Genomic DNA, 24,282 nt, shown 5'->3' on the forward strand with positions numbered 1-24,282 from the left:
TAACAAGATAAAATAGATAAGTCGTAAGATTTGTCAATTTAGATATTTTCACATAGTCTATAAGTAAACTGTAAAAGAAGGGCGGACAAATAGATGTATCAAGTTATTCAGACTTATAGTGAAGATGAGCCTTGGTGGTTTTTTGAAGAATGGGAAAAAAATATAAAATCAGAAGAGGTTTTTGATAAATTTCATGATGCAGAAAAAGCATTTATGAAACAATATGATCAATTAAAACAAGACTACGAAGAAGTAAAATGCAAAGATCCTTATTTAGTCGCTTTTTGGAACGATGAAGAATACGTATATTGTGAAGACTGTGATGAAGATTTACAAGCATACAGAGGATTAATGCTGGTAAGTGAGTACAAAAAATTAGATTTAGGAGATAATAACTCAGATGAAGCAACTGGTAATAGCAGAAAAACCAAGTGTTGCCAGAGATTTAGCCAAAGTGCTAGGGGCAACCAAGAAAACTAAAAATTATATCGAGGGCGATAAATATATCGTGACTTGGGCTTTAGGTCATTTGCTTGGCTTAAAGATGCCTGAAGATTATAACAAAGATTGGGCAGAGTGGAACATGAATACCTTACCAATGATTCCTGAACGAGTAGGGATAAAACCACTACCTAAAACACGTCCGCAATTAAAAGCAATTAGTCAATTAGCTAATCGTAAAGACGTATCAGGAGCCATTATCGCAACGGATGCAGGACGTGAAGGAGAGCTAGTTGCACGCTGGATTTTACAATATGTCAAGTTCAAAAAGCCAGTGAAACGTTTATGGATTTCTTCTCAAACAGATAAAGCCATTAAACAAGGATTTAAACAATTAAGACCAAGTAAAGAGTATGATAATTTATATTATTCAGCTGTGGCTCGTGCCGAGGCTGATTGGTTGGTTGGGTTAAATGTGACACGATCGTTAACTGTAAAATACAAAGACAGTTTATCAGCAGGACGTGTTCAAACACCGACTCTTGCGATGGTTAGACAACAAGAAGAAGTCATTGAGAAATTTAGACCGGAAACCTATTTTACGCTAGACGCTGAATATGATGGTGTCATAGGACATTTGCAATTAAAAAATCCTAGACAGTATAAAGAGAGACAAGCATTAGAAGATTTAGTCGCATCATTTGATGGAAAATCGTTAATAGTTGAAGAGATTCAAGTGAAGGAAAAAACAGAGTACGCACCACTTCCTTATGATTTAACAGAAATTCAGCGTGAAGCAAACCAACGTTATCAATATTCTGCTAAAAAAACACTGTCAATTATTCAACGTTTATATGAAACGCATAAAATTGTCACGTATCCACGAACTGATTCGAAACATTTGACGACCGACATGAAATCAACGATGAAAGAACGTTTGACTGCTGTTACTCAAATGTCACCAGAATTAGTGAAACGACTTGTTAAAGATGGTGCAGTAGTAAAACAGCAAAAAGTGTTCCAAAATGCAAAGGTAACTGATCATCATGGATTGATTCCAACAGAACAATCGGCTCGCCTAGAAAAATTAGACAACGATGAGGTGAAAATCTATCGCATGATTGTAGAACGTTTCTTAGGTTTATTTTTACCGCCGTATAAAGTATCTATTGAAACAATTACAGCTAAAGTAGACCAATCAACCTTTGTTTTTAAGCAACAACGTGTCCTTGAAACTGGATGGAAACAAGTTGAAGAAGCAGCTAAACAATCTGTTGTCTTTAAAAAAGGAACAGCAATCAAAGTAGTTTATAAGATTAATAAACAACTGACAACTCCACCAAATCCATTATCAGAGGGAACGTTACTTGGAAAAATGGAAAAACATAATTTAGGAACACCCGCAACACGTGCCGAAATTATTGAAAAATTAATCAGTTCAGATTTAATTGAACGTCAAACCAATTGTTTAGTGGTTACAGCAAAAGGAAAACAACTATTACAATTAGTGAATCCATCACTTGTCACACCAGAGCTGACACAACAATGGGAGCTTTCTTTAGAAAAAATTGCGAATGGTGATCTTAAACATCAAGTATTTATAAAAGACATTGAAAAAGAAACCACTCGATTAGTTAAAGAAATTAAAATGAGTGAAGAAAAGTATGTCGATCATTCATTAACCAATAAAACCTGTCCTGATTGTGGTAGCCAATTAAAAGAAAAAAATACAAGAGATGGCAAAATCTATGTATGTAGCAGTGAGACTTGTCATTACAAACGACGTAAAGATCCAAAAGTATCCAATAAGCGTTGCCCGCAATGTAAAAAGAAAATGATGATATTAGAAAATAAAAATGGATCATATTTCAAGTGCGGTGGCTGTCAATACACAGAAAAAATGCAAAGTGGCTCAAAAGGTAAGAAAAAAATCTCGAAACATGAAGAGCGAAAATTGATTAAAAAATACAACCAAGCAGAAGAGATGGAAAGCCCACTTGCGGCAGCTTTAAAAGCAGCAATGAAAGAAGACTAGTAAAAAAAGGAATGACACAAGGTTTATCACCTTACTGTCATTCCTTTTTATTATATGTTTAATACTTTATTTAAGAAGTCTTTTGTACGGTCATGTTGAGGATTTTCAAAGACTTGTTCAGGTGAACCATCCTCTAAGAAATTACCCCCATCAATAAACATCACACGATTTGCCACTTCTTTAGCAAATCCCATTTCATGAGTGACAATCACCATTGTCATTCCTTGCTCAGCTAAATCTTTCATAACGTTTAGTACGTCTCCTACCATTTCTGGGTCAAGTGCGGAGGTTGGCTCATCAAAGAGCATAATATCAGGATTCATGGCTAATGCTCTGGCAATGGCAACACGCTGTTTTTGTCCTCCTGATAAAGAGTCTGGGTAGCTATCTTTTTTATCAGCTAAGCCAACTGATTCAAGTAAACTAATTGCTTTTTCATTTGCTTCAGCTTTAGATAATTTACCCAAGTCAACAGGAGCGAGGGTCACATTTTCTAAAATGGTTAAATGAGGAAATAGATTGAAATGTTGGAAGACCATTCCAATATGTTGACGAACTTTATTGATGTTAGTATTTTTGTCAGTCAAATTAGTTCCATCCACGATAATATTTCCACTCGTAATTTCTTCTAATTGATTTAAGCAACGAAGAAACGTGCTTTTACCAGAACCTGATGGGCCAATGATACAGACCACATCGCCTTTTTTGATAGAAACATTAATATCGTTTAATACAGTGTGTTCATCATATTTTTTTACTAAGTGCTCAACTAATATTTTTTCAGCCAATTAGTTCACCTTCTTTTCTAAAACTTTTGCTAATTTTGTTAATGCTGTAATCAAAATCAAATAAATCAATGCGATAGTAAAGTAAACCATCGTACTTTGTAAGTTTCGTGCCACAATAATTTTACCTGATTGAAGTAATTCAATTAAACCAATTGATGATAGAATGGTTGTATCTTTTAGAGATATAACAAATTGATTAACAAATGATGGAATCATGATTTTAATGGCTTGAGGTAAGATAATCTTTTGCATTGCACGATGATACGAAAGACCTAAACTTCTAGAGGCTTCCATTTGACCCTTAGGAACAGCATTTATCCCACCACGTACGATTTCTGATAGATAGGCACTTGAGTTTAATGTTAGTGTGATGATACCAGCTAAGAAGACAGGAATATTAAAACCTAAAATCCCTGGCATACCAAAGTAAATGAAGAAAGCTAGCACCATAAGTGGAATACCACGAATAATATCCACATAGATTGTTGCGATAAGACGTAGCACTTTTGATGGTGAAACACTAAATAATCCAATTAAGATACCGATAATAAGTGCTAAAACAAATGATACTAGAGTTAACTTAATTGTCATCCATAGTCCATCGAGTAAACTTTTCCAGTTGTTTTTTAAGAAACCAGCAAAACTTGTTTCGTCAACAACGGTTTCTTCTGTACTTGTATCTTTACCAGTTGAAATATATTTATTGATAATTTTGTCGTACTCGCCAGACGCTTTTAAATTCTTAAGACCAGCGTTGAATTTTTCCAATAATTCTTGATTCTGCCCTTTTTTAACGGCAAATCCATAGGCACTACCAGTCTCTTTTTCACCAACTAATTGAAGAGCTTGCCCATTTGTAATGGCATATCCTAAAACAGGGTAATCATCAAATATTGCAACAGCTTCGCCATTTTCTAATGATTTATACAGTCCAGTGGCGTCATCAAAGTTTTTGATTGTATAACCATATTTTTTTTGATTCTTTTCTAAGAAAGTCGCACTTTCAGTTCCAACTTTTGCAGCGACTGTTTTTCCTTTTAAATCGTCATAACTTTTGATTGAGTTATTTCCTTCTTTAACAGCCATTGAAATACCGCTATCAAAATAAGGATCAGAAAAATCAAATGATTTTTTTCGTTCCTCGGTAATGCTCATACCAGCAACCATACCATCCGCTTGATTTGATTGGACAGCTTGTACCGCACTATCAAATCCTAAAGGTTTTAAATCCACTTTGAATCCTTGATCTTTCGCGATAGCATTGATTAAATCAACATCAATCCCAATATATGTTCCGCTTGAATTTTGGTATTCAAAAGGAGCGAAGGTTAAATCAGTCCCAATTGTGTATGTTTTTTCTTCTGCTTTGACATTGACTCCAAAAACTAAAACAACTAAAGAGGCAAGTAAAGCTATGAATGAAAATAAAGAATATTTATTTTTCATAAAGTTTCTCCTTTTTTTCTATTTTTTTCATTATAATTTAAAAAAACAGAAAAACACAAATTTTATGTCAGATTATCTTACATGAAATTTGTGTTTTTACAAAAAAATACCAAAAAACGGTTTAATTTTTACACTAATACCTATATACAACTTCTGCACCAAATGGCATTAGTGCTAATTTTGCCAATTTAAAAGATTGTTTTCCAAAAGGAATCCCAATAATGGTGATGCATAAAAGTATACCGCTAGTAACGTGGACAATGGCTAATGGAAGTCCTGATATGATAAGCCAAAGTATGTCAACAACAAATGAGATACCACTTCTATTGTAAACAATGTCTTTTCCAAAAGGCCAAAATGAAAGACCAGCAATTTTAAAGCATTGAAGTCCTATTGGAATCCCAATAATAGTAATACACCACGCGCACCCAGCGATAAACCAAGAAATTCCACCAGCAAATCCTCCAAAAATTATCCAAATAATGTTTCCTAAAAAAGTCATTGTCATTCTTCTTTCTAAAATATGATAGATTAATAAAAGCATTTCATTCATCATTCTGATAGAATGTAGTTAATTGATTATAACATAGACATATAATGTATACAAAAGGGGAAATGATAGTGGAAAATATCTTTATGACATTTATAACCTATTCCATTATAGGATGGCTGTGGGAAAGTGTTTATTGTTCGTTAAAAGCGCGACATTTTGTATATAGAGGCTTCTTATTAGGCCCATATTGTCCTGTTTATGGGTTTGGTGTGACAGCTGTTTTATTACTTGTCCCAGACAAATCAGGTACACTTTTAAATCTTTATTTTAATTCTGTTGTGATTGTGACTATTATTGAATTTATAACAAGTTGGTTACTAGAAAAATTATTTAATATGTCATTGTGGGATTATAAAAATGTTCCCTTTAATATTGAAGGACGAGTAGCTGTCCCAGTTTCAATGTTCTGGGGAGTGGGCTGTTTGTTCCTAATTAAAGTGATTAATCCAGTCATACAATATGGCATTACAAGCTTTATAAATGCAACTAACAATATTGGACCCATTATTTTATTTGTTTTATTTACGGTAGATGTTATCTCAACATTAATTTTTACAGCGACTACCAAAAAAGAAGTTGCTTCATCAATTGATACGAGTGATAAGGAAAATGCTGGTATTAAAGAATATCGTTTAAAACACTTATTTGAAAACAAAGAATCAGACCATAATAGATTGATAGTTTTACAAGACTTGAAAAACAAATCATTGAAATTAAAACATCACAATTTAAATCGTTTGCTTAAAAACTATCCAAATTTAAAATTAAAAAAATAGGGTTAGGCCTATTTTTTTGTTGCTCATAAATGAAGTGGCTATGTTATAATGGTTCTATTACATAAAAAGAGGTATGGTATGAATAACAATGATCGGTTAACGCGTTTAAGATACGCACTTGATATTAAAGATAATGATATGGTCGAGCTTTTTTCTTTAGGTGGCGTGACTGTTACAAAAGAAGAGTATTTATCAATGTTAAATAAAATAGATGACGACTTGTATGAAAATATGTTAGAAGATGAAATGTTTGAGAGATTTTTAAATGGCATGATTATTTCACAGCGTGGGAAAAAAGATGATGACAAGGTAGTCTATGAATTGCATGAAGGAAACGCAAATAATGTCTTTTTAAAGAAAATAAAAATTGCATTATCTCTTACAACTGATGATATGCTTCATTATTTAGATGAGGCAGGGGTAAGTGTTTCTAAAAGTGAATTAAGTGCTTTTTTAAGAAAAGAAGGACATCGAAATTACAAAGTATGTGGAGACAACTACACGAGACATTTTTTAAAAGGCTTAATGACTGATTATAGATAATGATTATTTTAGGAGGTGGCTTATGCGTTTTGTCATTGATGGGGATGGGTCTCCGGTAAAAAATGAAGTGATCCAATTAGGAGAAACGTATCAAATTCCTGTTGTTATCGTGACAAGTATTGATCACTACACAAATAAAATTTATCCAGACTTTATTGAGTTTATTTACGTAGATAAAGGAAGTGACAGTGCTGATTATCGTATCGTAAAAGAAGTAGAGGATCATGATATTATTATTACTCAAGATTATGGTTTGGCTTCTCTTTTACTAACAAAACCAGTGCGAGTATTTCATCATAGCGGACAAGAGTATACAACACGCACGATTGATACGTTACTTAATCAACGTTTTATAGGTAGTCAAATGCGTAAAGCAGGAAAGAAAACAAAAGGTCCTAAAGCATTTACCCAAAAAGATAAAGAGATATTTATTGGGAAAATGTTGGATATTATAAAGAGCAAAAATAACCTTGGCTAAAAAGTTAAGGTTATTTTTTATTTTATGAATATATTTTTGTACTTTGTAAAAAGAATTGAGAATTAACATAATGATAGATTGTTTTAGAAAAATCAAATGCTTCCCCTGACGATAAGTAAAATAACTCATCAATTAATAATCCTGGATCCCCCTCCTTTAATTCTAATAAGTCACTTTCATCTTTATTTAATTTTATGACATGGATATATTTATCAGAGAAGCTAATATTCAATTTCAAAGCTGTTTTACAGTAATCAAAAATAGAATGCTCTGCTATTTCAACATTTAAGTAAGGGATGATTGTTTTATTGTAATAGGATTCTTCTATACAGAGAACTTGAGAATTAATATATCGTATTCTTTTAACATAATAAACACTCTCTTTATCATCTAAACTTAAATGCTCTCTAACTTCCAATGGCGGAATTACTTCACTAAGTTCTAATACTTTTGATGTAATATCAAATTCACCTAAATCAGCTGTAAATCCTTGGTTTTCACTGAAATTAATATAACCTTTTCTTTTTTTTCTCCTAACAAATACACCACTACCTTGTATTTGGTAGATAATTCCTCGTTTTTCTAATAAATCCAATGCTTTAACAATAGTACTTTTACTGACGTGATAAGTCTCTATCAATTCTTTAAAGTTTGGTAACCTACTACCATGGTTTAAGTTATTTTCAACAATTGATTCCTCAATTAATAATGCAATTTTTTCGTATTTTAACATCATAATAATCCCCTCATTTATATCTCTTAAGTTTTGTTACGATAGTTTTCTTTATTTTATCACAAAAAAATAAAAAAGATAGGTATTGACAAATTGTGCATGCACAATTATTATTTATATATAAAGTTTAGAGAGGAAGGCGAATCATGAGTAAAGTGAGAGACTATTCAAAGTTGGCACAAGATATTGTTGAAATACTTGGTAAAGATAATATTTTAAATGCTACACGTTGTGCAACAAGATTAAGATTGGTGTTAAAAGATATTCCAACTGATGCAAAAGAAAAAATTTCAACATTACCTGGTGTTATATCGGTCGTCATAAATAATGGACAATTTCAAATAGTGATTGGTCCACACGTAGGGGAAGTGTATGATGCGTTTACTGAATTAGTAAATGTTGATATAACTGAGGAAGAACCAAAAGGAAGTATTCTAAATCGTATTATTGCTACAATGTCTGCTGTATTTGCACCATTTGTTTATATTCTTGCAGCCGCAGGTATTTTGCAAGGAGTACTTATCTTGATTAATTTAGCTTATCCTGCCTTTGCGTCAACTGATACTTATCGTATTTTTAGTTTCATTTCTTGGGCACCGTTTACATTCTTACCAATTTTTATCGCAATTACGGCATCCAAGCATTTTAAAGTAAATACATATATTGCTGTCGCGATATCAATGGCACTTGTGTCACCTGATTGGACAACAATGGCATCAGAAATTGCTTCAGGAAAGCATTTAACATTTTTTAACATTCCATTAAGTGAAACAGTCTATACATCATCAGTTTTACCGCCACTTATTATGGTTTGGTTGTTGTCTTATTTAGAAAAATTTGTAGAAAAAAGATTGCCTGGAGTGGTTAAGCCATTACTTACTCCATTGATTTGTATGGTTATCATGGTTCCTGTGACTATTTTAGTATTTGGTCCGGCATCAGCTTTCCTTGCAAACGGTATCGCAAATGGTTACAACAGTCTAGTACAAGTTGCACCACCTCTAGCAGGTGCATTAATTGGTGGATTCTGGCAAGTAGTTGTTATTTTTGGGGTTCATTGGGGTATTACACCAGTTGTTATGGCAAACTTTGATATGTATGGAAGAGATTCATTCCAAGCGTTTCAAACCATTGCAGTCGTAGCACAAGTAGGAGCAGTTTTAGGTGTATTCTTGAAAACTAGAAACAAAGAACTTAAAGGAGTTTCTTTATCAGCCTTTATTACAGGATTGTTCGGTATAACAGAGCCAGCCATTTACGGGGTAACACTTCGATTTAAAAAACCATTTATTTTTGGGTGTATATCCGGGGCAATCGGTGCGATAGTTGCTAGTTTCTTCAATCCATACTATTTTGCTTACGCTGGGTTACCAAGTTTATTAACGGTTGTTAATGGAATTAATAGTGAGTTTCCAACTTCATTCATTGGCATCGTAATTGGATGTCTGATTGCACTTGTTGGTTCAGCAGCTTTAGTAATGATTTTCGGATTTGGTGAAACAAATGAAACAGATAAAGAGTTAAGTGAAGACATTGAAGGAAAAGTAAAAAAAGCGCCATTAGTTAATTATGATATGCCAACACCAATTATTGGAGAAGTCATAGCATTAACTGATGTACCAGACGAAGTATTTGCAAGTGGTGCGATGGGATCTGGAGTTGCCGTTAAGCCAACTGATAATAAAGTTTATGCCCCATTTGATGGTGTTGTAACGATGGTAATTGATTCAAAACATGCCATTGGTTTAACGAGCGATACTGGAATCGAATTATTGGTTCATGTTGGATTGGATACAGTTAAATTGGAAGGAAAACCATTTAAATGTCATGTTGTTCAAGGTCAATCTGTTAAAAAAGGTGACCTGTTATTAGAATTTAATGCAGAAGAAATCGAAGAAGCGGGTTATTCATTAATTACGCCAGTTATTATTACGAATTCTTTTGAATTTAAATCCATTCAAACAGAGGAAAATGATATAGTCAATGTAAACGATAGTCTTTTAAAATTTAATTAGAGGTGATAAAAATGGACAAAAACTTTTTATGGGGTGGCGCATTAGCTGCTCATCAATTCGAAGGCGGATGGAATCAAGATGGAAAAGGACCAAGTGTTATTGATGTTATGACAGCAGGCGCACATGGTGTACCAAGAGAAATTACAGAAACAATTGAGGTAGATAAATTCTATCCAAACCATGAAGCAATTGATTTTTACAATAGGTATAAAGAAGACGTAGCATTGTTTGCTGAAATGGGATTAAAGTGTTTAAGAACATCCATTGCGTGGTCACGTATCTTTCCAAATGGAGATGAAGACACACCAAATGAAGCTGGGTTACAATTTTATGATGATTTATTTGACGAGTTATTAAAAAATGGTATCGAGCCAGTTATTACATTGTCCCATTTTGAAATGCCATTGCATTTAGCTAAAGAATATGGTGGATTTAGAAATCGTAAAGTGATCGACTTTTTTGAAAAATTTGCGATTACATGTTTTGAGCGTTATAAGAATAAAGTAAAATACTGGATGACTTTTAATGAAATCAATAACCAAATGGATACTAATAATCCTATCTTTTTATGGACTAACTCTGGTGTAAGTGTGGCAGAGGGTGAAAATGCAAAAGAAGTCATGTATCAAGTTGCTCATAACGAATTAGTTGCTAGTGCTAAAGCAGTTATTGCTGGTAAAAAAATAAATCCTAATTTTGAAATAGGTTGCATGGTCTCTCATGTTCCAATCTATCCCTATTCATGTAATCCAGCTGATATTATGGCAGCTGAAGAAGCGATGCGTCAACGATTCTTTTTTGCTGATGTTCATGTACGTGGCTACTATCCAAGTTATGCCATGAAAGAATTTGAACGTGAAGGATATAATCTGGATATTCGCCCAGAAGATTTAGAAATATTAGCTAAGGGAACAGTTGATTATGTTGGTTTAAGTTATTATATGTCAACAGTTGTTAAAGCTGATGTGAATAACGATAATTTAGGTAATGTGGTGAATGGTGGATTACCAAATAGTGTAGAAAATCCATATATCGAAACAAGTGATTGGGGATGGGCAATTGATCCTGAAGGCTTGCGTTATGGTTTGAATCGCTTGTATGATCGCTACCAAATCCCATTATTTATCGTAGAGAATGGGTTTGGCGCAATTGATGAACTAACTGAAACAAATGAAGTTCACGATCAAAATAGAATTGATTACTTAGTGAAACATATTGAAGCTATTAAAACAGCGATTGATTATGATGGCGTAGAAATCATGGGTTATACACCTTGGGGGATTATTGATTTAGTATCCTTCACAACTGGTGAGATGAAAAAACGCTACGGAATGATTTATGTTGACCGTGATAATGAAGGAAATGGTTCGATGAATCGTTATAAAAAAGATTCGTTTGATTGGTATAAAAAAGTGATTGAAACAAATGGAGAAGAGCTTTAAATATATAAAACTATTAGTCTGTACTGGCTAATAGTTTTTTTAATAGCTATTAATTAACCTATTTTTTAAAGTGTGTTATCCTACTATATAAGAAGAGCTTCGTATAGGAGGAAAAAACATGGGAGACAATAAATCTGCCAAAACAAATCAGTCTGAAACCACATTTATTAAGTATATCAGTTGGATTGCAACCATTACAGCAATTCTAATGTATGTATCGTACATCCCACAAATAAGTAATAATTTAGCTGGAGATAAAGGTAGTCCTGTTCAACCCTTAGTTGCAGCAATTAACTGCTCACTTTGGGCGATTTACGGATTTAAAAAAACGCCACGAGATTGGCCGATTGTACTAGCAAATTTTCCGGGAGTCATTTTTGGGATAATTACTTTTTTAACCGCTTTGTAGTAAAAAAAACGATTATTAAACCAAAAAATTTGAAAATTGACGTAAATTTGCCTTGAAATAGTTATAATATGAAAGAGTCTATGACTTAAGTAGTATTATATTGTTTCAGGGGGTTGGATCAATGGATATTTTAGAGATTACAAGTATCATTGGGACGATTGCTTTTTCGTTTTCTGGAGCACTTGTTGCCATAGAAGAAAAATATGATTTATTAGGGATTGCAGTATTAGGATTTGTCACGGCATTTGGTGGCGGTGCTTTAAGAAATTTGATTTTAGGATTATCAATGGATATTTTTTGGAGTCAGACAACACTTTTTTATGTGTCATTTGCAACAATTGGCATTGTTTATTTATTTCCGAAAAGGCTATCATCAATGAAAATGTTAGAACTTATTTCTGATGCAATCGGGCTAGCGGCATTTAGTACTCAAGGGGCTTTGTATGGATTAGGAATTAATGGTCATATAGGTCCTGTTATTATGGCGGCGTTATTGACAGGTACAGGAGGAGGATTAATACGAGATCTTCTTGCGGGAAAAAAACCAAGTGTCTTATGTGCTGAAATATATGGTAGCTGGTCGATTTTAATAGCAATCGCTCTTTATGTTTATCGTCCAACGCACTCATTAGTATATCTTTTTATCATTGTGTTAACAGTGTTACTAAGAGTTGTTGGGTTAACATATGATTGGAATTTACCGAAGTCTAAATTTAATAAACATGATGATGACAATAGCCACCCAACTCTAAAAATTGACTTATAAAACGTTGCGTGATATATTTTACAGATAATATAGACTAAAGACGTTATATAGAATCATAAAGTGTTAAGTTGAAAACAATTGATTGATTTTTCAATTGTTTTCTTTTTTTATGATGATTTTAGTAAAAAGGAGAGTCAAAAGTGAGTATTTTAGAGATTGATGACTTAAAGTATGAATTACCAGATAAGATGCTTTATGAAAATGGATCACTTCGTTTAAATAAGGGTGAACATCTTGGTTTAACAGGAAAAAATGGGGCAGGAAAATCAACTTTATTAAAAATAATTCAAGGTGAGATTATGCCTGATGAAGGTCGAATTGTTTGGCAAAATAATATGACGATTTCCTATTTGGAGCAACAATTAACCTATAGTGAAGGTGACACAATGTTTGATTATTTAAAGCAAGCATTTAGTCATTTATATAAAATGAGTGATGAAATCCAACAGATGTATGAAGAGTATGCCACAACGTATGATGATGAGTTACTTGAAATAATTGGGAAAAAACAAGAAAAACTTGAAGCCAGTGACTTTTATTCAATAGAAACACAAATCGAACAAGTTGCAAATGGACTAGGATTGACTGCAATTGGTTTAGATAAAGAAGTGGCTAAGTTAAGTGGTGGGCAACGTTCGAAAGTCAGTTTGGCAAAATTATTACTAGAAAAAGCAGACGTCTTTTTACTAGATGAGCCGACAAACTACCTAGATGTTTCACATATTGACTGGCTATCAGATTATTTAAATCAATTAGATAGTACCTATATCGTGATTTCTCATGATAGAGACTTTTTAAATAAAGTAACGACATGTATTTGTGATATTGATTACCATACGTTGACAAAATACAATGGTAATCTAGAAGCTGCAATGAAACAAAAACAAGCAAAAGCAGAACAACATCAAAGAGATTATGAAAAACAACAAAAAGAAATTGATAAATTGGAAGCTTATGTAAGAAAGTACAAAGCCGGAAGTCGTTCGAATATGGCCAAAAGTCGTGAGAAACAATTAAATAAAATTGATAGACTGGCTGCGCCACCAAGTGGTAAACCAGGTAAATTTGAATTTCCGTATGAAATGAGTCATAGTCATTTAGTTCTTGAAACAAATGATTTATCAGTAGGCTATGAGTTTCCTTTACTAGAAGACATTAATTTCAGACTCCATAAGGGTGAGAAAATTGCGATTAAAGGATTTAATGGGATTGGTAAATCAACCTTATTAAAAACGTTAATCGGTGAGATAGATAAGCTATCAGGAACGATTGAAATAAGTAATGATGTGAAGATTAATTACTTTTCACAAGATTTAAATTGGGAACACCCAAATCAGTCAGCAATTGATTGGTTACAAGTTGTTCATCCAAAACTATCTAATAAAGAAGTGCGTAGAGTTCTTTCTAAAAGTGGGATTAATGATGATAACATGAGTAAACCGTTATCCCAACTTAGTGGAGGAGAGCAGTGTAAAGTGAAATTGTGTCATTTGACTTTAAATAAGAGTAACTTATTAGTACTTGACGAACCAACAAACCATTTGGATCAACAAAGCAAAGATGCATTAAAAGAAACACTGAATCAATTTGAAGGAACTGTGTTACTTGTTTCTCACGAAATGGACTTTTTAGAAGATTTAGTAGATCAAGTTTATGATGTTGCGTTAGGAAAAATGATATAAAAAAGTTAGGCTTCGAGAAATCGAAGTCTTTTTTTTATGCACAAAATTGTATTTTTCACTAATATATATACGATTTTTGTGTTATACAAATGAAATAATTAATTAACAATACATTAAAATACAATTAGTGTTCGGAATTACGAGTTTACAAACGTTGTATTAACATAGTTTATAGAACCTATAAATAAAACCAATAGTAAGATAAAAAACAACAAATTGTATGCGTTTACATTAGTTGGTACAGTATGAGTGTAGTCACAAAGAAATAAATGAGGTGAATAAAAATGATAACAGTATCAATCGCCGGTGGTTCCCAACCAGAGATTTTAACGTTGGTAAACGAAGCGAAAAATCGTTTTAAAGAAAGTCTGAATTTTGTTGTGTTTGACCAAACAGAAGATATAGGAAATTCAGATACGTGGGAATATGTCCACTGTAAAGACGAGGCTGAAATAGTTCAAAAGGCAGTGCAATATGTAGCTGATGGACATGCTCAAATTCTCCTCAAAGGTATTATTCAAACACATACATTATTAAAAGAATTACTAAAAAAAGAGTATGGCTTAAAAACGCAATCTGTTTTATCACACGTTGCCATGGTAACAGTTCCTTCCAAAGATAAAACATTTCTGTTAACTGATTGTGCGATGAATATCACGCCAGACACTCAAACAATGATTGAAATTGTTGAAAATGTTAAATCTGTTGCGCACAAAATTGGATTAGATCATCCGAAAATCGCGTTACTAAGTGCGGCGGAAAATTACAATCCAAAAATGCCATCATCGGTATTAGCGACTGAAGTAACTGAAGCATTTAAAGACGAAGAAAGTGCCACAATATTTGGACCAATTTCATTTGACTTAGCCATATCTAAAGAAGCAGTTGAACACAAACGATTCGTTGGACCAATTATGGGGGATGCAGATGTATTGGTTGTGCCACAAATAGATACAGGAAATAGTTTGTATAAATCACTCACACTATTTGCTGACGCGACAGTCGGTGGAACAATCGTCGGGACAAAAGTTCCAGTGGTATTGACTTCAAGAAGTGATACAACGGCAAGTAAACTTGATTCTTTAGAGTTTGCCATGAAACAAATTTAGAAAAGAGGTTTTTTGATGGAACATATATTAGTTATTAATCCTGGTTCGACATCGACTAAGTTAGCTATTTTTTCAAATCATGAACAAATTGCAGAAGAAACGATTCGCCATACAGTAGAAGAAATTTCGCAGTTTGAAAATGTGATTAGTCAAACGGATTTTAGAGCAGAATTAATAAAAGAATTTATCACAAAACAACAAGTAGAAGACAGTTTAGTAGCTGTCGTTGGTCGTGGTGGGTTATTAAAACCAATACCAGGTGGCACGTATAAAGTAAACGAGGCTCTATTAAGTGACTTGATAGCTGAAAAATATAACACACATGCGTCTAACTTAGGGGCTATCTTAGCCAATGAGTTTGCAAAAGAATACGACATTCCAGCATTTATCGTAGACCCAGTAGTAGTCGACGAAATGGAACCAATCGCAAAAGTATCTGGGCTAAAAGGAATTAATCGTAGAAGTGTTACACATGCCCTAAATCAAAAAGCTGTTGCTCGTGTGACAGCAGAAGAATTAGGTAAAGAATATGAAACTTCATCTATGATTGTCGCTCATTTAGGCGGTGGGATTAGTGTTGGTGCTCATAAAAATGGGAAGATGATTGATGCTGTAAACGGCTTAGATGGTGAAGGTCCTTTTTCACCAGAAAGAAGTGGGGAATTACCACTAGTTGATTTTGCCAATCTGATTATTGAAGAAAATCTAACATTAGCTGATGTGAAAAAAATGATAGCAGGTAACAGTGGGTTGAAATCATATCTTGGGGAAACTGATTTAAGAGAAGTCGAAAAACGTATTAAAGCTGGCGATACTGAAGCAGCATTTTACGAAGAAGCCATGTCTTATCAAGTAGCTAAAAGTATTGCGGAAATGTCTGTTGTACTAAAAGGTGAAGTAGATAGCATCATCTTAACAGGCGGTGCCGTTTATTCTGAATCAATTCGTAAGCAAATTACTTCTCGTGTTGAATGGATTGCACGAGTTAAAGCTTTCCCAGGTGAGATGGAAATGCAAGCTCTATATGAAGGAGCATGGCGCGTACTAAAAGGAAAAGAAGAAGCAAAAGATTACGCTTTAGTGTAACAAATAGAAGGAGTGAAAAAGATGGCAGAACAAACAGACTTACTAATTTTAGGTGGCGGAACTGGTGGTTACGTTGCAGCAATTAGAGCAGCGCAAAAAGGGTTGGATGTCACGATTGTTGAAAAAAGTAAATTAGGTGGAACATGTCTACATAAAGGATGTATCCCAACAAAAGCATTATTAAGAAGTGCAGAAGTATTTGATATAATCAAAGATGCACAGGAGTTTGGTATTGAGAATGTAAAAGACTTTTCTGTCGACTTTAAAAAAGTACAAGAAAGAAAACAAGGAATCATTAATCAACTTCATCAAGGTGTCGAAGGATTAATGAAAAAAAATAAAATCCGAGTTCTTGAAGGTGAAGGGGCAATTTTAGGGCCATCTATCTTCTCACCAGTTTCCGGAGCGGTTGCTGTGACATTTAATGATAAATCAAAAGAAGAAGAAATCATCGTTCCTAAAAATGTGATTATCGCGACAGGTTCATCACCGAAAACTTTACCTAATTTGCCATTAGATGAAGAATTCATTCTTTCATCAGACGGAATGTTAGAAATTGAAACATTGCCTAAATCAATTGTGATTGTTGGTGGTGGAGTAATTGGTGTTGAATGGGCGTCTCTATTAAATAGTTTAGGCGTTGAAGTAACCATTATTGAATTCTTAGATCGCTTGTTAATTAATGAGAGCCCAACCATTTCAAAAGAATTGAAGAAAAGCCTAGAAAAACGTGGCATTAAAGTACTTCTAAGTAGCAAAGTATCTAAAGCAGACATCAAAGGTAAAGAAGTCGTGGTCGATATAGAAGGCCAAGATAGTTTAACAGTTGATAAAGTTATGGTTGCTATCGGACGCAAGCCGAATGTAAATGGTATTGGGTTACAAAACACATCAGTTAAGTTTGATGATAAAGGCATTCAAGTGAATGAGTTCTACCAAACAACTGAAGATCATATATACGCAGTAGGAGATTGTATTGATACGCTCCAATTAGCACACGTTGCGATGAAAGAAGGAGAAATTGCAGTTAGTCACCTACTAGAAGAAGACGTTGACACAATCAACTACACAAATGTTCCACGTTGTGTTTATACAAATCCAGAAATCGCAAGTGTTGGGTACTCAAAAGATAATGTCCCAGAAGGTGTGAAAGCAAAAGTTGGAACATTTAGTTTTGCTGGAAACGGAAAAGCACTTGTTTATGGCGGTGAAGGTGGATTTGTTGAAGTTATAAGAGATGAAGAAACGGATGATTTATTAGGTGTATCCATTATCGGTCCACATGCAACAGATTTAATTTCTGAAGCAAGCACTTCTATCTATTTAGATGCAACACCAATTGAATTAGGGGAGGCGATTCATCCACATCCAACATTGTCAGAAGCAATTCAAGAAGCAGCACTCGATACATATAAAAAAGCAATTCATAAATAAAGGAAAGGTTGATGAAAAATGAAAACGTTAAAAAAATCAGGTTTAAGTAAAGAAGAAATGATACAAGCTTATTACGAGGTTAAAAGAGGTCGTCGTTTAGATGAACGTTTATGGCAATTAACTCGTATTGGTAAAACGTCATTTAACATTTCAGGACAAGGAGCAGAAGTTGCTCAAGTTGCAATGGCTATGGCTTTTGAACATGATAAAGATATTTTCTTACCATATTACCGTGATATGACTGCTTGTTTAGTATGGGGGATGACTTCTAAAGACATTATCTTAGGTTCATTTGGTAAAGATGCAGACCCTTCTTCACATGGTCGTCAAATGCCTAACCACTATGGTTCAAAAGAACATAATATCGTGTCATTTGCTTCTACTGTAAGTACACAAATGCCTTTAGCAACTGGTGTAGCATATGCAGCACAATTAGAAGGAAAAGACTATATTGCTTTAACAACAACAGGGGAAGGGTCAGCTAACCAAGGTGAAGTACAAGAAGCAATGAACTTTGCTGGAGTTAAGAAATTACCAGTTATCTTCGTGGTAGAAAATAATAACTATGCGATTAGTGTTCCGATTGAAGAACAATATGCTAACGAGAACATGTCTGATCGTGCTCATGGCTATGGATTTGAAGGAATCACTGTTGATGGAAATGACTTTACAGAAGTTTACTTAACATTTAAAAAAGCAGTTAAAGATGCTCGTAGTGGTAAAGGTCCAAAATTAATCGAATTGAAAGTATACCGTTTAACTTCTCACTCTGCAGATGATGATCAAACGATTTACCGTTCTAAAGAAGACATCGAAAAAATGAAAGAAAGTGACCCAATTGATGTATTTGAAAAACAGTTAATCGACGAAGGTTACTTAACTCAAGCAGATATGGACAAAATGGATGAAGAAATTCGCGCTGAAATCGACAAAGCAACTGACGAAGCAGAAGCAATGCCAGATTCAGCTCCAGAATCATTATTAGACGAAGTATACGCGAAATAATTTTAGGAAAAAGAGAGGAATGAATGACAATGGCTGAAATGACATATTTAGAGGCAATTAATTTAGGAATATCTGAAGAAATGGCTCGTGACGAAAAAGTTGTAATCTTTGGTGAAGACGTAGGTGGAGATAAAGGTGGCGTGTTTGGTGTAACAAAAGGTTTAGCAGCCAAATATGGAGATAACCGCTGTTTTAACACACCATTAACTGAAGGCTTGATTGGTGGATTAGCTGTTGGTTTAGGTGTTATGGGATACCGTGCAATTGGAGAATTCCAATTTGCTGACTACATTTTACCAGCGACAAACCAAATTTTATCTGAAGCAAGAACAATGCGTTACCGTACTAAAGGTGATTGGACAGCGCCAATTGTTTACCGTACGCCTTATGGTGGGGGAGTTCGTGGTGGATTATATCACTCTCAGTCAACTGAAAAAATCTTTGCAGGTCAACCAGGATTACGAGTGGTAACACCATCAAATCCATATGATGCAAAAGGAATGATTAAGGCTGCAATTCGTTCAGACGATCCAGTTATCTTCTACGAACACAAGCGTCTATATCGTTTGTTAAAAGCGGAAGTTCCAACTGATGATTATATTGTACCAATTGACAAAGCAAACGTTGTTCGTGAAGGTAGCGACATCACAGTAATTAGTTATGGAATGATGTTACAATACGCTATTTCTGCAGCTGAAAAACTTGCCAAAGAAGGCATTGATGCAGAAGTTGTTGATGTTCGCTCATTGTATCCGTTAGATAGAGAAACACTAGTTAATGCAGCTAAGAAAACTGGAAAAATTTTATTAGTAACAGAAGACAACAAAGAAGGAAGTATCATGAGTGAAATCGCAGCAATGATTTCTGAAGATGCGTTATTTGATTTAGATGCACCAATCAAACGTTTAGCTGGTCCTGATGCACCAAGTATGGGATACTCTTTAACATTAGAACGTGAATTCTTGGTAAATGAAGACCAAGTAATCGAAGCAATGATAGAATTGGCAGAGTATTAAAAATTTAGGAGGAAGTTAGTTATGGCTATTAAAGAAATTAAAATGCCCAATTTAGGGGAAAGTGTTACAGAAGCAAGTGTTGTTTCATGGATTGTTAATCCAGGTGACACAGTAAAAAGATATGACCCATTAATGGAAGTTGTATCAGACAAAGTAACGACGGAAATTCCTTCAGACTTTGCTGGTGTTGTGAAAGAAACATTAGTTGAACTAGATGTAGATGTTCCAATAGGTACCTCTTTAATGACGCTTGAAGTTGAAGGCGAAGATGATTCAACACAAGAAGTTGAAGAAGTGAAAGAGGAAGTAAAAGAAGAAGTAATCGCATCTTCACCTGCTCCAAAAGCGAAAAAATCTGTTAATAAAGCAGTAGGACGTTTCTCTCCAGCAGTGGTTCGTTTAGCGCAAGAAAAAGGCATTGATTTAAATGACGTTGAAGGTACTGGAAAAGATGGACGTATCACTCGTAAAGATATTATGAACTTTGATCCAGCTAAAGTAGTTAAATCAGAGCCAGTTGTTGAAGAAACAGTTATTAAAGTTGAAGAAACAACAACAGCACCAAAATCAGCAGAAACAGCAGCACCAGTTGCAACATCAACTGCTTCTCAAGACGTTGTACCGGCTGATGGCGTAAGAAAAGCAATCGCTAAGAAAATGGTACAAAGTGTTAATGAAATTCCTCATGCTTGGATCATGGTCGAAGCTGATGTAACAAATATTGTTAATTTACGTAACAAAACAAAAGATGAGTTCAAGAAAAATGAAGGGATGTCTTTAAGCTTCTTCCCATTCTTTGCTAAAGCTGTTGTACAAGCAATGAAGAAAAATCCAAAAATCAACACATCTTGGGATAATGGAAACATTGTTTACCATAAAGACATTAACTTATCAATTGCTGTGACAACTGACGAGCATTTATATGTTCCAGTAATTCACAATGCTGATAATTTATCTCTAGCTGGTATTGCCAAAGAAATTAACCGTCTAGCAACTGATGTAAGAGATGGCAAATTGCAAGGAAAAGATATGCAAGGTGGCACATTTACATTGAACAATACTGGTACTTTAGGATCAGTTCAATCAATGGGAATCATCAATCACCCACAAGCAGCTATCTTACAAGTTGAATCAATTAATAAACGTATTGTTCCAACTAAAGATGGTGGATTCAAAACAGCAGATATGGTTAACCTATGTTTGTCAATCGACCACAGAATTTTAGATGGACAACAAGCAGGTCAATTCTTAAGAGATGTGAAAGAAAACCTAGCTAACTTCTCATCTGCATCTGATATCTACTAAAAAACTATCATTATCTATTAAACTGTCATGTAAAGAATTAGATTTCTCAATTTACTTTGGGAAATCTCCTTCTTTCTTTAAGTAAGTGCAATCCTTCTCAAACTAATTTAAAAATAATACTAATAGGAGTTTTTGATATGACAAAAACAGAAGAAACAAAATTAACCCCACGCCTATTTCTTAATAAGGTTTTAGCAGGTACAGCTCAAGGTACGATTATTGCCTTGATTCCAAACGCGGTATTAGGAGCAATTTTAAAATATTTCTCACAATATGACATTATACAAATGATTATCCATGCAGGACTTATTTTCCAATTAGCGACACCACTAATTATTGGGGCGTTAATTGCTCATCAATTTGGTCTTAGTCCGGCAAAAATGATGATAGCAGGTGGTGCAGCATTTGCTGGATCAGGTGTGATTAAATTTAATACTGAAGTGAGTTCGTATGTTGGAGCTGGAACAGGTGACATCATTAATATTATGATTACAGCTTCTGTTGCTGTTTTAATGATGCTATATATTGGAAGTAAATTTGGTTCTGTTGAAATTATTGCGATGCCTATTGTTGTAGGGATTGGTGCTGGTTTAATTGGTATGTTAACTTATCCATTCGTGACACAAATCACTGTAGCAATTGGAAAATTAATTAATAACTTTACTGATTTCCAACCAATCGTGATGAGTATTTTAATTGCGTGTTCTTTTGCGGCACTAATTATTTCACCAATCACAACAGTCGGAATTGGTTTAGCCATTGGATTAAACGGTGTATCAGCCGGTGCAGCCGCTATGGGAATAGCAGCTACAACGATTGTATTAGTTATCAACTCATGGAAGATTAATGAGTCAGGTGTGACATTAGCTATTGCATTAGGTGGAATGAAAATGATGATGCCTAACCTATTTAAATACCCAATCATATTAGTGCCAGTGTTATTTACAGCGGTGATTTCAGCAATCCCAGTTGCATTATTAAATGTATCTGGTACACCACAATCAGCTGGTTTTGGTTTAGTTGGTCTTGTTGGACCACTAGCATCACTTGATTCAGGATTAAATATATTCCTATTAATTATTTGCTGGTTCTTAGTTCCAATTGCTGCTGGATTGTTATCTAAATTTATCTTTGAAAAAGTTTTAAAACTTTATGATAGCAAAGTAGTCTTTGCTTACCAAGGTTAGTTTTGCTTAATTGCTTGTATGAAGTCTTCTATATCAGAAGTGATATTAAAGTCTTTTCTTAAAGCAATACCAATTGGAAAATGAGCATATCTATCTTTAAGAGGAATCCACTTAACATTGTCACTTTTTCCAACAATTTCATATTCAATCGGTAACAAGCAGATGGAGTCGTTTTTTTGCAAACTATGGATTAAAACTTGCAGATCATCATTTTGCAAAATAATGTTAGGTTCGTATCCAAAGAAACGACTTCTTTCTAGTAGTAAACGGCCAATCATATACTTCGTTGATAGAGATGAAAAACGTTGGCCTTTTAAGTCATTGAACGTCAATTCATGTTTTTTAGATAATGGATTATTTTCAGGAACAACGACATAAACGTTATAACCTTTTGTTGTTGTTTCTAATGGCTCTATATTTATTTGTTCTGGATGATTATTTGGAAAAGAGATTAAACCAATATCAATTTCCTTATTTTTAAGTTTAGTTTGTAATTCAGGTGATCCATCTTGAATGATATTTAAATCTATGTATGGATGCGTTTGCAAAAATATTGAAATTTCTTTCATAAACTGTACAGAGAATAGGGTCGTTAAACCAATCTTGATTCGTTTTTTTTCAGTTCGATCATTCATTTGATGAAGGTCTTCAATTAATTGGTCGAACTGTTCAACGATATCAACCCCTTTTTCATATAAGTAAGCCCCAGAAGTTGTTAATTGGAAGGGTTCATCAGTATGAACAAATAATGATGTATTTAATTCGCTTTCAAGTTTTTTTATAGAAAGTGACAAAGTTGGTTGTGTGACAAATAAGTTTCTTGCCGCACTTGATAAGTTACGGGTTTGTGTAATCTCAATAAAATACTTTAATTGTTGAATATTCATAGTTGGACCTCTTTTCAAAATAGTGTTCATATTATTAAGTATACGTTTATTATATTAAATAAATAATACAAAACAATACATTTGTAAACGATTTATACTTATAATAACATAAAGATTGAAAAATATTAATAAGAATAATTGGAGGAATTATAGATGAATATAGTTATTGCAGGTGCTGGAGCAATGGGAAGTCGTTTTGGTATTATGTTAAAACAGGCAGGAGAAAATGTGATCTTAGTTGACGGTTGGCAACAACACATTGACGAGATTAACCAAAATGGATTAAAAGCTAATTTTAATGGTCAAGATGTAACAGAATTCATTTCTGCATATAATCAAAATGATTTATCAGATGTTGATTTCTCAGCAGATTTAGTTATTTTATTTACAAAAGCAATGCAACTAGATAACATGCTTCAATCACTTGATAACATGTTAGGCAAAGATACAATTGTACTATGCTTATTAAATGGTATCGGTCATGAAGATGTGATTAAAAAATATGTTGATTATGACAATATTCTACTAGGTAATACAATGTGGACAGCTGGAATGGAAGGTCCTGGTAAAGTGACTCTCTTTGGTAATGGAAGTGTTGACTTACAAAACTTAGGTGAAGGCAAAGAAGATGTGGCACAAAAAGTAGCTGATGTGTTAACGAATGCTGATTTAAATGCACGCGTATCTTCAGATATTCTAACGTCAATTTATCGTAAAGCTTGTGTGAATGGTACGATGAATGGTTTATGTACAATCCTTGACTCAAATATGGCAGACTTTGGTGATACGTCAGTTGCTAAACCAATTGTACAAAAAATTGTATCTGAATTCTTAGCTGTAGCAAGAGCAGAAAATGTCTTTTTAGATGAAGAAGCAGTGATCGAACAAATCAATGGTTGTTTTAACAGAGAAACAATTGGATTGCATCACCCATCAATGTATCAAGATTTGATTATTAATAATCGTTTAACTGAAATTGATTACATCAATGGTGCGATTGTACGTAAAGGTAAAGAATACGGTGTTCCAACCCCTTACTGTGAGTTTTTAACGCAATTAATTCACTCGAAAGAAGAAATCGTAGAAGCAAAATAAAATATAATGCATCCTAAACTTTTAGTATAATATAAAGGACTGATAAATCAG

22 protein-coding genes and 2 pseudogenes are annotated in these 24,282 nt (G+C 33.9%); 19 read left to right on the plus strand and 5 right to left on the minus strand.

Annotated elements, in window-relative coordinates; genetic code table 11:
* The first annotated feature begins 93 nt into the window (after positions 1 to 93).
* The gene (locus BHY08_RS04410) at positions 94 to 480 is read left to right on the plus strand and encodes a DUF1033 family protein (RefSeq protein WP_071456723.1); all 387 of its coding nucleotides are present in this window, start codon (positions 94 to 96) and stop codon (positions 478 to 480) included.
* Positions 401 to 2,476 carry a DNA topoisomerase 3 gene (locus BHY08_RS04415; RefSeq protein ID WP_071456724.1) on the plus strand — a complete coding sequence of 692 codons (2,076 nt, stop codon included), beginning with the start codon at positions 401 to 403 and terminating at the stop codon, positions 2,474 to 2,476. The genes BHY08_RS04410 and BHY08_RS04415 overlap by 80 nt, the downstream gene beginning before the upstream one ends.
* A 50-nt stretch (positions 2,477 to 2,526) precedes the next feature.
* Here the strand turns inward: BHY08_RS04415 and BHY08_RS04420 are convergent, their stop codons facing one another.
* From BHY08_RS04420 to BHY08_RS04430, 3 genes are all read right to left on the minus strand, one after another.
* A complete protein-coding gene (locus BHY08_RS04420; RefSeq protein ID WP_071456725.1) occupies positions 2,527 to 3,264 on the minus strand; it encodes an amino acid ABC transporter ATP-binding protein in 738 nt (245 codons plus the stop codon).
* Positions 3,265 to 4,710: an amino acid ABC transporter substrate-binding protein/permease gene (locus BHY08_RS04425; RefSeq protein WP_071456726.1), complete on the minus strand. Its 1,446-nt coding sequence runs from the start codon at positions 4,708 to 4,710 to the stop codon at positions 3,265 to 3,267.
* 133 nt (positions 4,711 to 4,843) lie between these two features.
* Positions 4,844 to 5,212 (minus strand): YccF domain-containing protein, encoded by a 369-nt coding sequence (locus BHY08_RS04430; RefSeq protein WP_071457827.1) that lies wholly within the window; start codon positions 5,210 to 5,212, stop codon positions 4,844 to 4,846.
* 113 nt (positions 5,213 to 5,325) lie between these two features.
* Between BHY08_RS04430 and BHY08_RS04435 the strand changes: the two genes are divergently transcribed.
* The 3 genes from BHY08_RS04435 to BHY08_RS04445 all read left to right on the plus strand — a co-directional run bounded on the left by BHY08_RS04435 (position 5,326) and on the right by BHY08_RS04445 (position 7,060).
* Positions 5,326 to 6,039 carry a putative ABC transporter permease gene (locus BHY08_RS04435; RefSeq protein ID WP_071457828.1) on the plus strand — a complete coding sequence of 238 codons (714 nt, stop codon included), beginning with the start codon at positions 5,326 to 5,328 and terminating at the stop codon, positions 6,037 to 6,039.
* A gap of 78 nt (positions 6,040 to 6,117) precedes the next feature.
* Positions 6,118 to 6,582 carry a YehS family protein gene (locus tag BHY08_RS04440; RefSeq protein WP_071456727.1) on the plus strand — a complete coding sequence of 155 codons (465 nt, stop codon included), beginning with the start codon at positions 6,118 to 6,120 and terminating at the stop codon, positions 6,580 to 6,582.
* A 22-nt stretch (positions 6,583 to 6,604) separates the two neighbouring features.
* The gene (locus tag BHY08_RS04445; RefSeq protein ID WP_071456728.1) at positions 6,605 to 7,060 is read left to right on the plus strand and encodes a YaiI/YqxD family protein; all 456 of its coding nucleotides are present in this window, start codon (positions 6,605 to 6,607) and stop codon (positions 7,058 to 7,060) included.
* A 22-nt stretch (positions 7,061 to 7,082) separates the two neighbouring features.
* On the opposite strand, the gene BHY08_RS04450 is transcribed toward BHY08_RS04445, so the two are convergent.
* A complete protein-coding gene (locus tag BHY08_RS04450; RefSeq protein ID WP_245729995.1) occupies positions 7,083 to 7,796 on the minus strand; it encodes a GntR family transcriptional regulator in 714 nt (237 codons plus the stop codon).
* 143 nt (positions 7,797 to 7,939) lie between these two features.
* Here BHY08_RS04450 and BHY08_RS04455 point away from each other — a divergent pair, with 143 nt between their 5' ends.
* The 13 genes and pseudogenes from BHY08_RS04455 to BHY08_RS04510 all read left to right on the plus strand — a co-directional run bounded on the left by BHY08_RS04455 (position 7,940) and on the right by BHY08_RS04510 (position 22,249).
* Positions 7,940 to 9,808 (plus strand): beta-glucoside-specific PTS transporter subunit IIABC, encoded by a 1,869-nt coding sequence (locus tag BHY08_RS04455; protein ID WP_071456729.1) that lies wholly within the window; start codon positions 7,940 to 7,942, stop codon positions 9,806 to 9,808.
* Positions 9,809 to 9,819: 11 nt separating this feature from the next.
* Entirely contained in the window at positions 9,820 to 11,250 is a 1,431-nt protein-coding gene (gene bglA / locus BHY08_RS04460) for a 6-phospho-beta-glucosidase BglA (protein ID WP_071456730.1), read from the plus strand.
* A 118-nt stretch (positions 11,251 to 11,368) separates the two neighbouring features.
* Positions 11,369 to 11,659 carry a SemiSWEET family transporter gene (locus tag BHY08_RS04465; protein ID WP_071456731.1) on the plus strand — a complete coding sequence of 97 codons (291 nt, stop codon included), beginning with the start codon at positions 11,369 to 11,371 and terminating at the stop codon, positions 11,657 to 11,659.
* 121 nt (positions 11,660 to 11,780) lie between these two features.
* Positions 11,781 to 12,425, plus strand: coding sequence for a trimeric intracellular cation channel family protein (locus tag BHY08_RS04470; protein WP_071456732.1), 645 nt, complete (start codon positions 11,781 to 11,783; stop codon positions 12,423 to 12,425).
* Between the two features lie 140 nt (positions 12,426 to 12,565).
* Positions 12,566 to 14,107, plus strand: a complete 1,542-nt coding sequence (locus tag BHY08_RS04475) for an ABC-F family ATP-binding cassette domain-containing protein (protein ID WP_071456733.1) — start codon at positions 12,566 to 12,568, stop codon at positions 14,105 to 14,107.
* 284 nt (positions 14,108 to 14,391) lie between these two features.
* On the plus strand, positions 14,392 to 15,216 hold the full coding sequence (locus tag BHY08_RS04480) for a phosphate acyltransferase (RefSeq protein WP_071456734.1): 825 nt from the start codon (positions 14,392 to 14,394) through the stop codon (positions 15,214 to 15,216).
* Between the two features lie 15 nt (positions 15,217 to 15,231).
* Positions 15,232 to 16,302: a butyrate kinase gene (gene buk / locus BHY08_RS04485; RefSeq protein ID WP_071456735.1), complete on the plus strand. Its 1,071-nt coding sequence runs from the start codon at positions 15,232 to 15,234 to the stop codon at positions 16,300 to 16,302.
* Between the two features lie 21 nt (positions 16,303 to 16,323).
* A complete protein-coding gene (gene lpdA, locus BHY08_RS04490) occupies positions 16,324 to 17,736 on the plus strand; it encodes a dihydrolipoyl dehydrogenase (protein WP_071456736.1) in 1,413 nt (470 codons plus the stop codon).
* Positions 17,737 to 17,754: 18 nt separating this feature from the next.
* A complete protein-coding gene (locus BHY08_RS04495) occupies positions 17,755 to 18,741 on the plus strand; it encodes a thiamine pyrophosphate-dependent dehydrogenase E1 component subunit alpha (protein WP_071456737.1) in 987 nt (328 codons plus the stop codon).
* A gap of 29 nt (positions 18,742 to 18,770) precedes the next feature.
* Positions 18,771 to 19,757 (plus strand): alpha-ketoacid dehydrogenase subunit beta, encoded by a 987-nt coding sequence (locus tag BHY08_RS04500; protein WP_071457830.1) that lies wholly within the window; start codon positions 18,771 to 18,773, stop codon positions 19,755 to 19,757.
* Between the two features lie 42 nt (positions 19,758 to 19,799).
* A pseudogene (locus BHY08_RS11440) lies at positions 19,800 to 19,949 on the plus strand (biotin/lipoyl-containing protein); the annotation flags it as partial.
* Between the two features lie 180 nt (positions 19,950 to 20,129).
* Positions 20,130 to 21,062, plus strand: a pseudogene (locus BHY08_RS04505) (dihydrolipoamide acetyltransferase family protein); the annotation flags it as partial.
* A gap of 137 nt (positions 21,063 to 21,199) precedes the next feature.
* On the plus strand, positions 21,200 to 22,249 hold the full coding sequence (locus tag BHY08_RS04510) for a PTS sugar transporter subunit IIC (protein ID WP_071456739.1): 1,050 nt from the start codon (positions 21,200 to 21,202) through the stop codon (positions 22,247 to 22,249).
* Here BHY08_RS04510 and BHY08_RS04515 read toward each other — a convergent pair.
* Positions 22,246 to 23,136, minus strand: coding sequence for a LysR family transcriptional regulator (locus BHY08_RS04515; RefSeq protein ID WP_071456740.1), 891 nt, complete (start codon positions 23,134 to 23,136; stop codon positions 22,246 to 22,248). The genes BHY08_RS04510 and BHY08_RS04515 overlap by 4 nt on opposite strands.
* Positions 23,137 to 23,289: 153 nt before the next feature.
* Here BHY08_RS04515 and BHY08_RS04520 point away from each other — a divergent pair, with 153 nt between their 5' ends.
* Entirely contained in the window at positions 23,290 to 24,231 is a 942-nt protein-coding gene (locus BHY08_RS04520; RefSeq protein WP_071456741.1) for a 2-dehydropantoate 2-reductase, read from the plus strand.
* Positions 24,232 to 24,282 lie beyond the last annotated feature (51 nt).

The sequence above is a fragment of the Vagococcus teuberi genome, assembly GCF_001870205.1.
GTDB lineage: Bacteria > Bacillota > Bacilli > Lactobacillales > Vagococcaceae > Vagococcus > Vagococcus teuberi.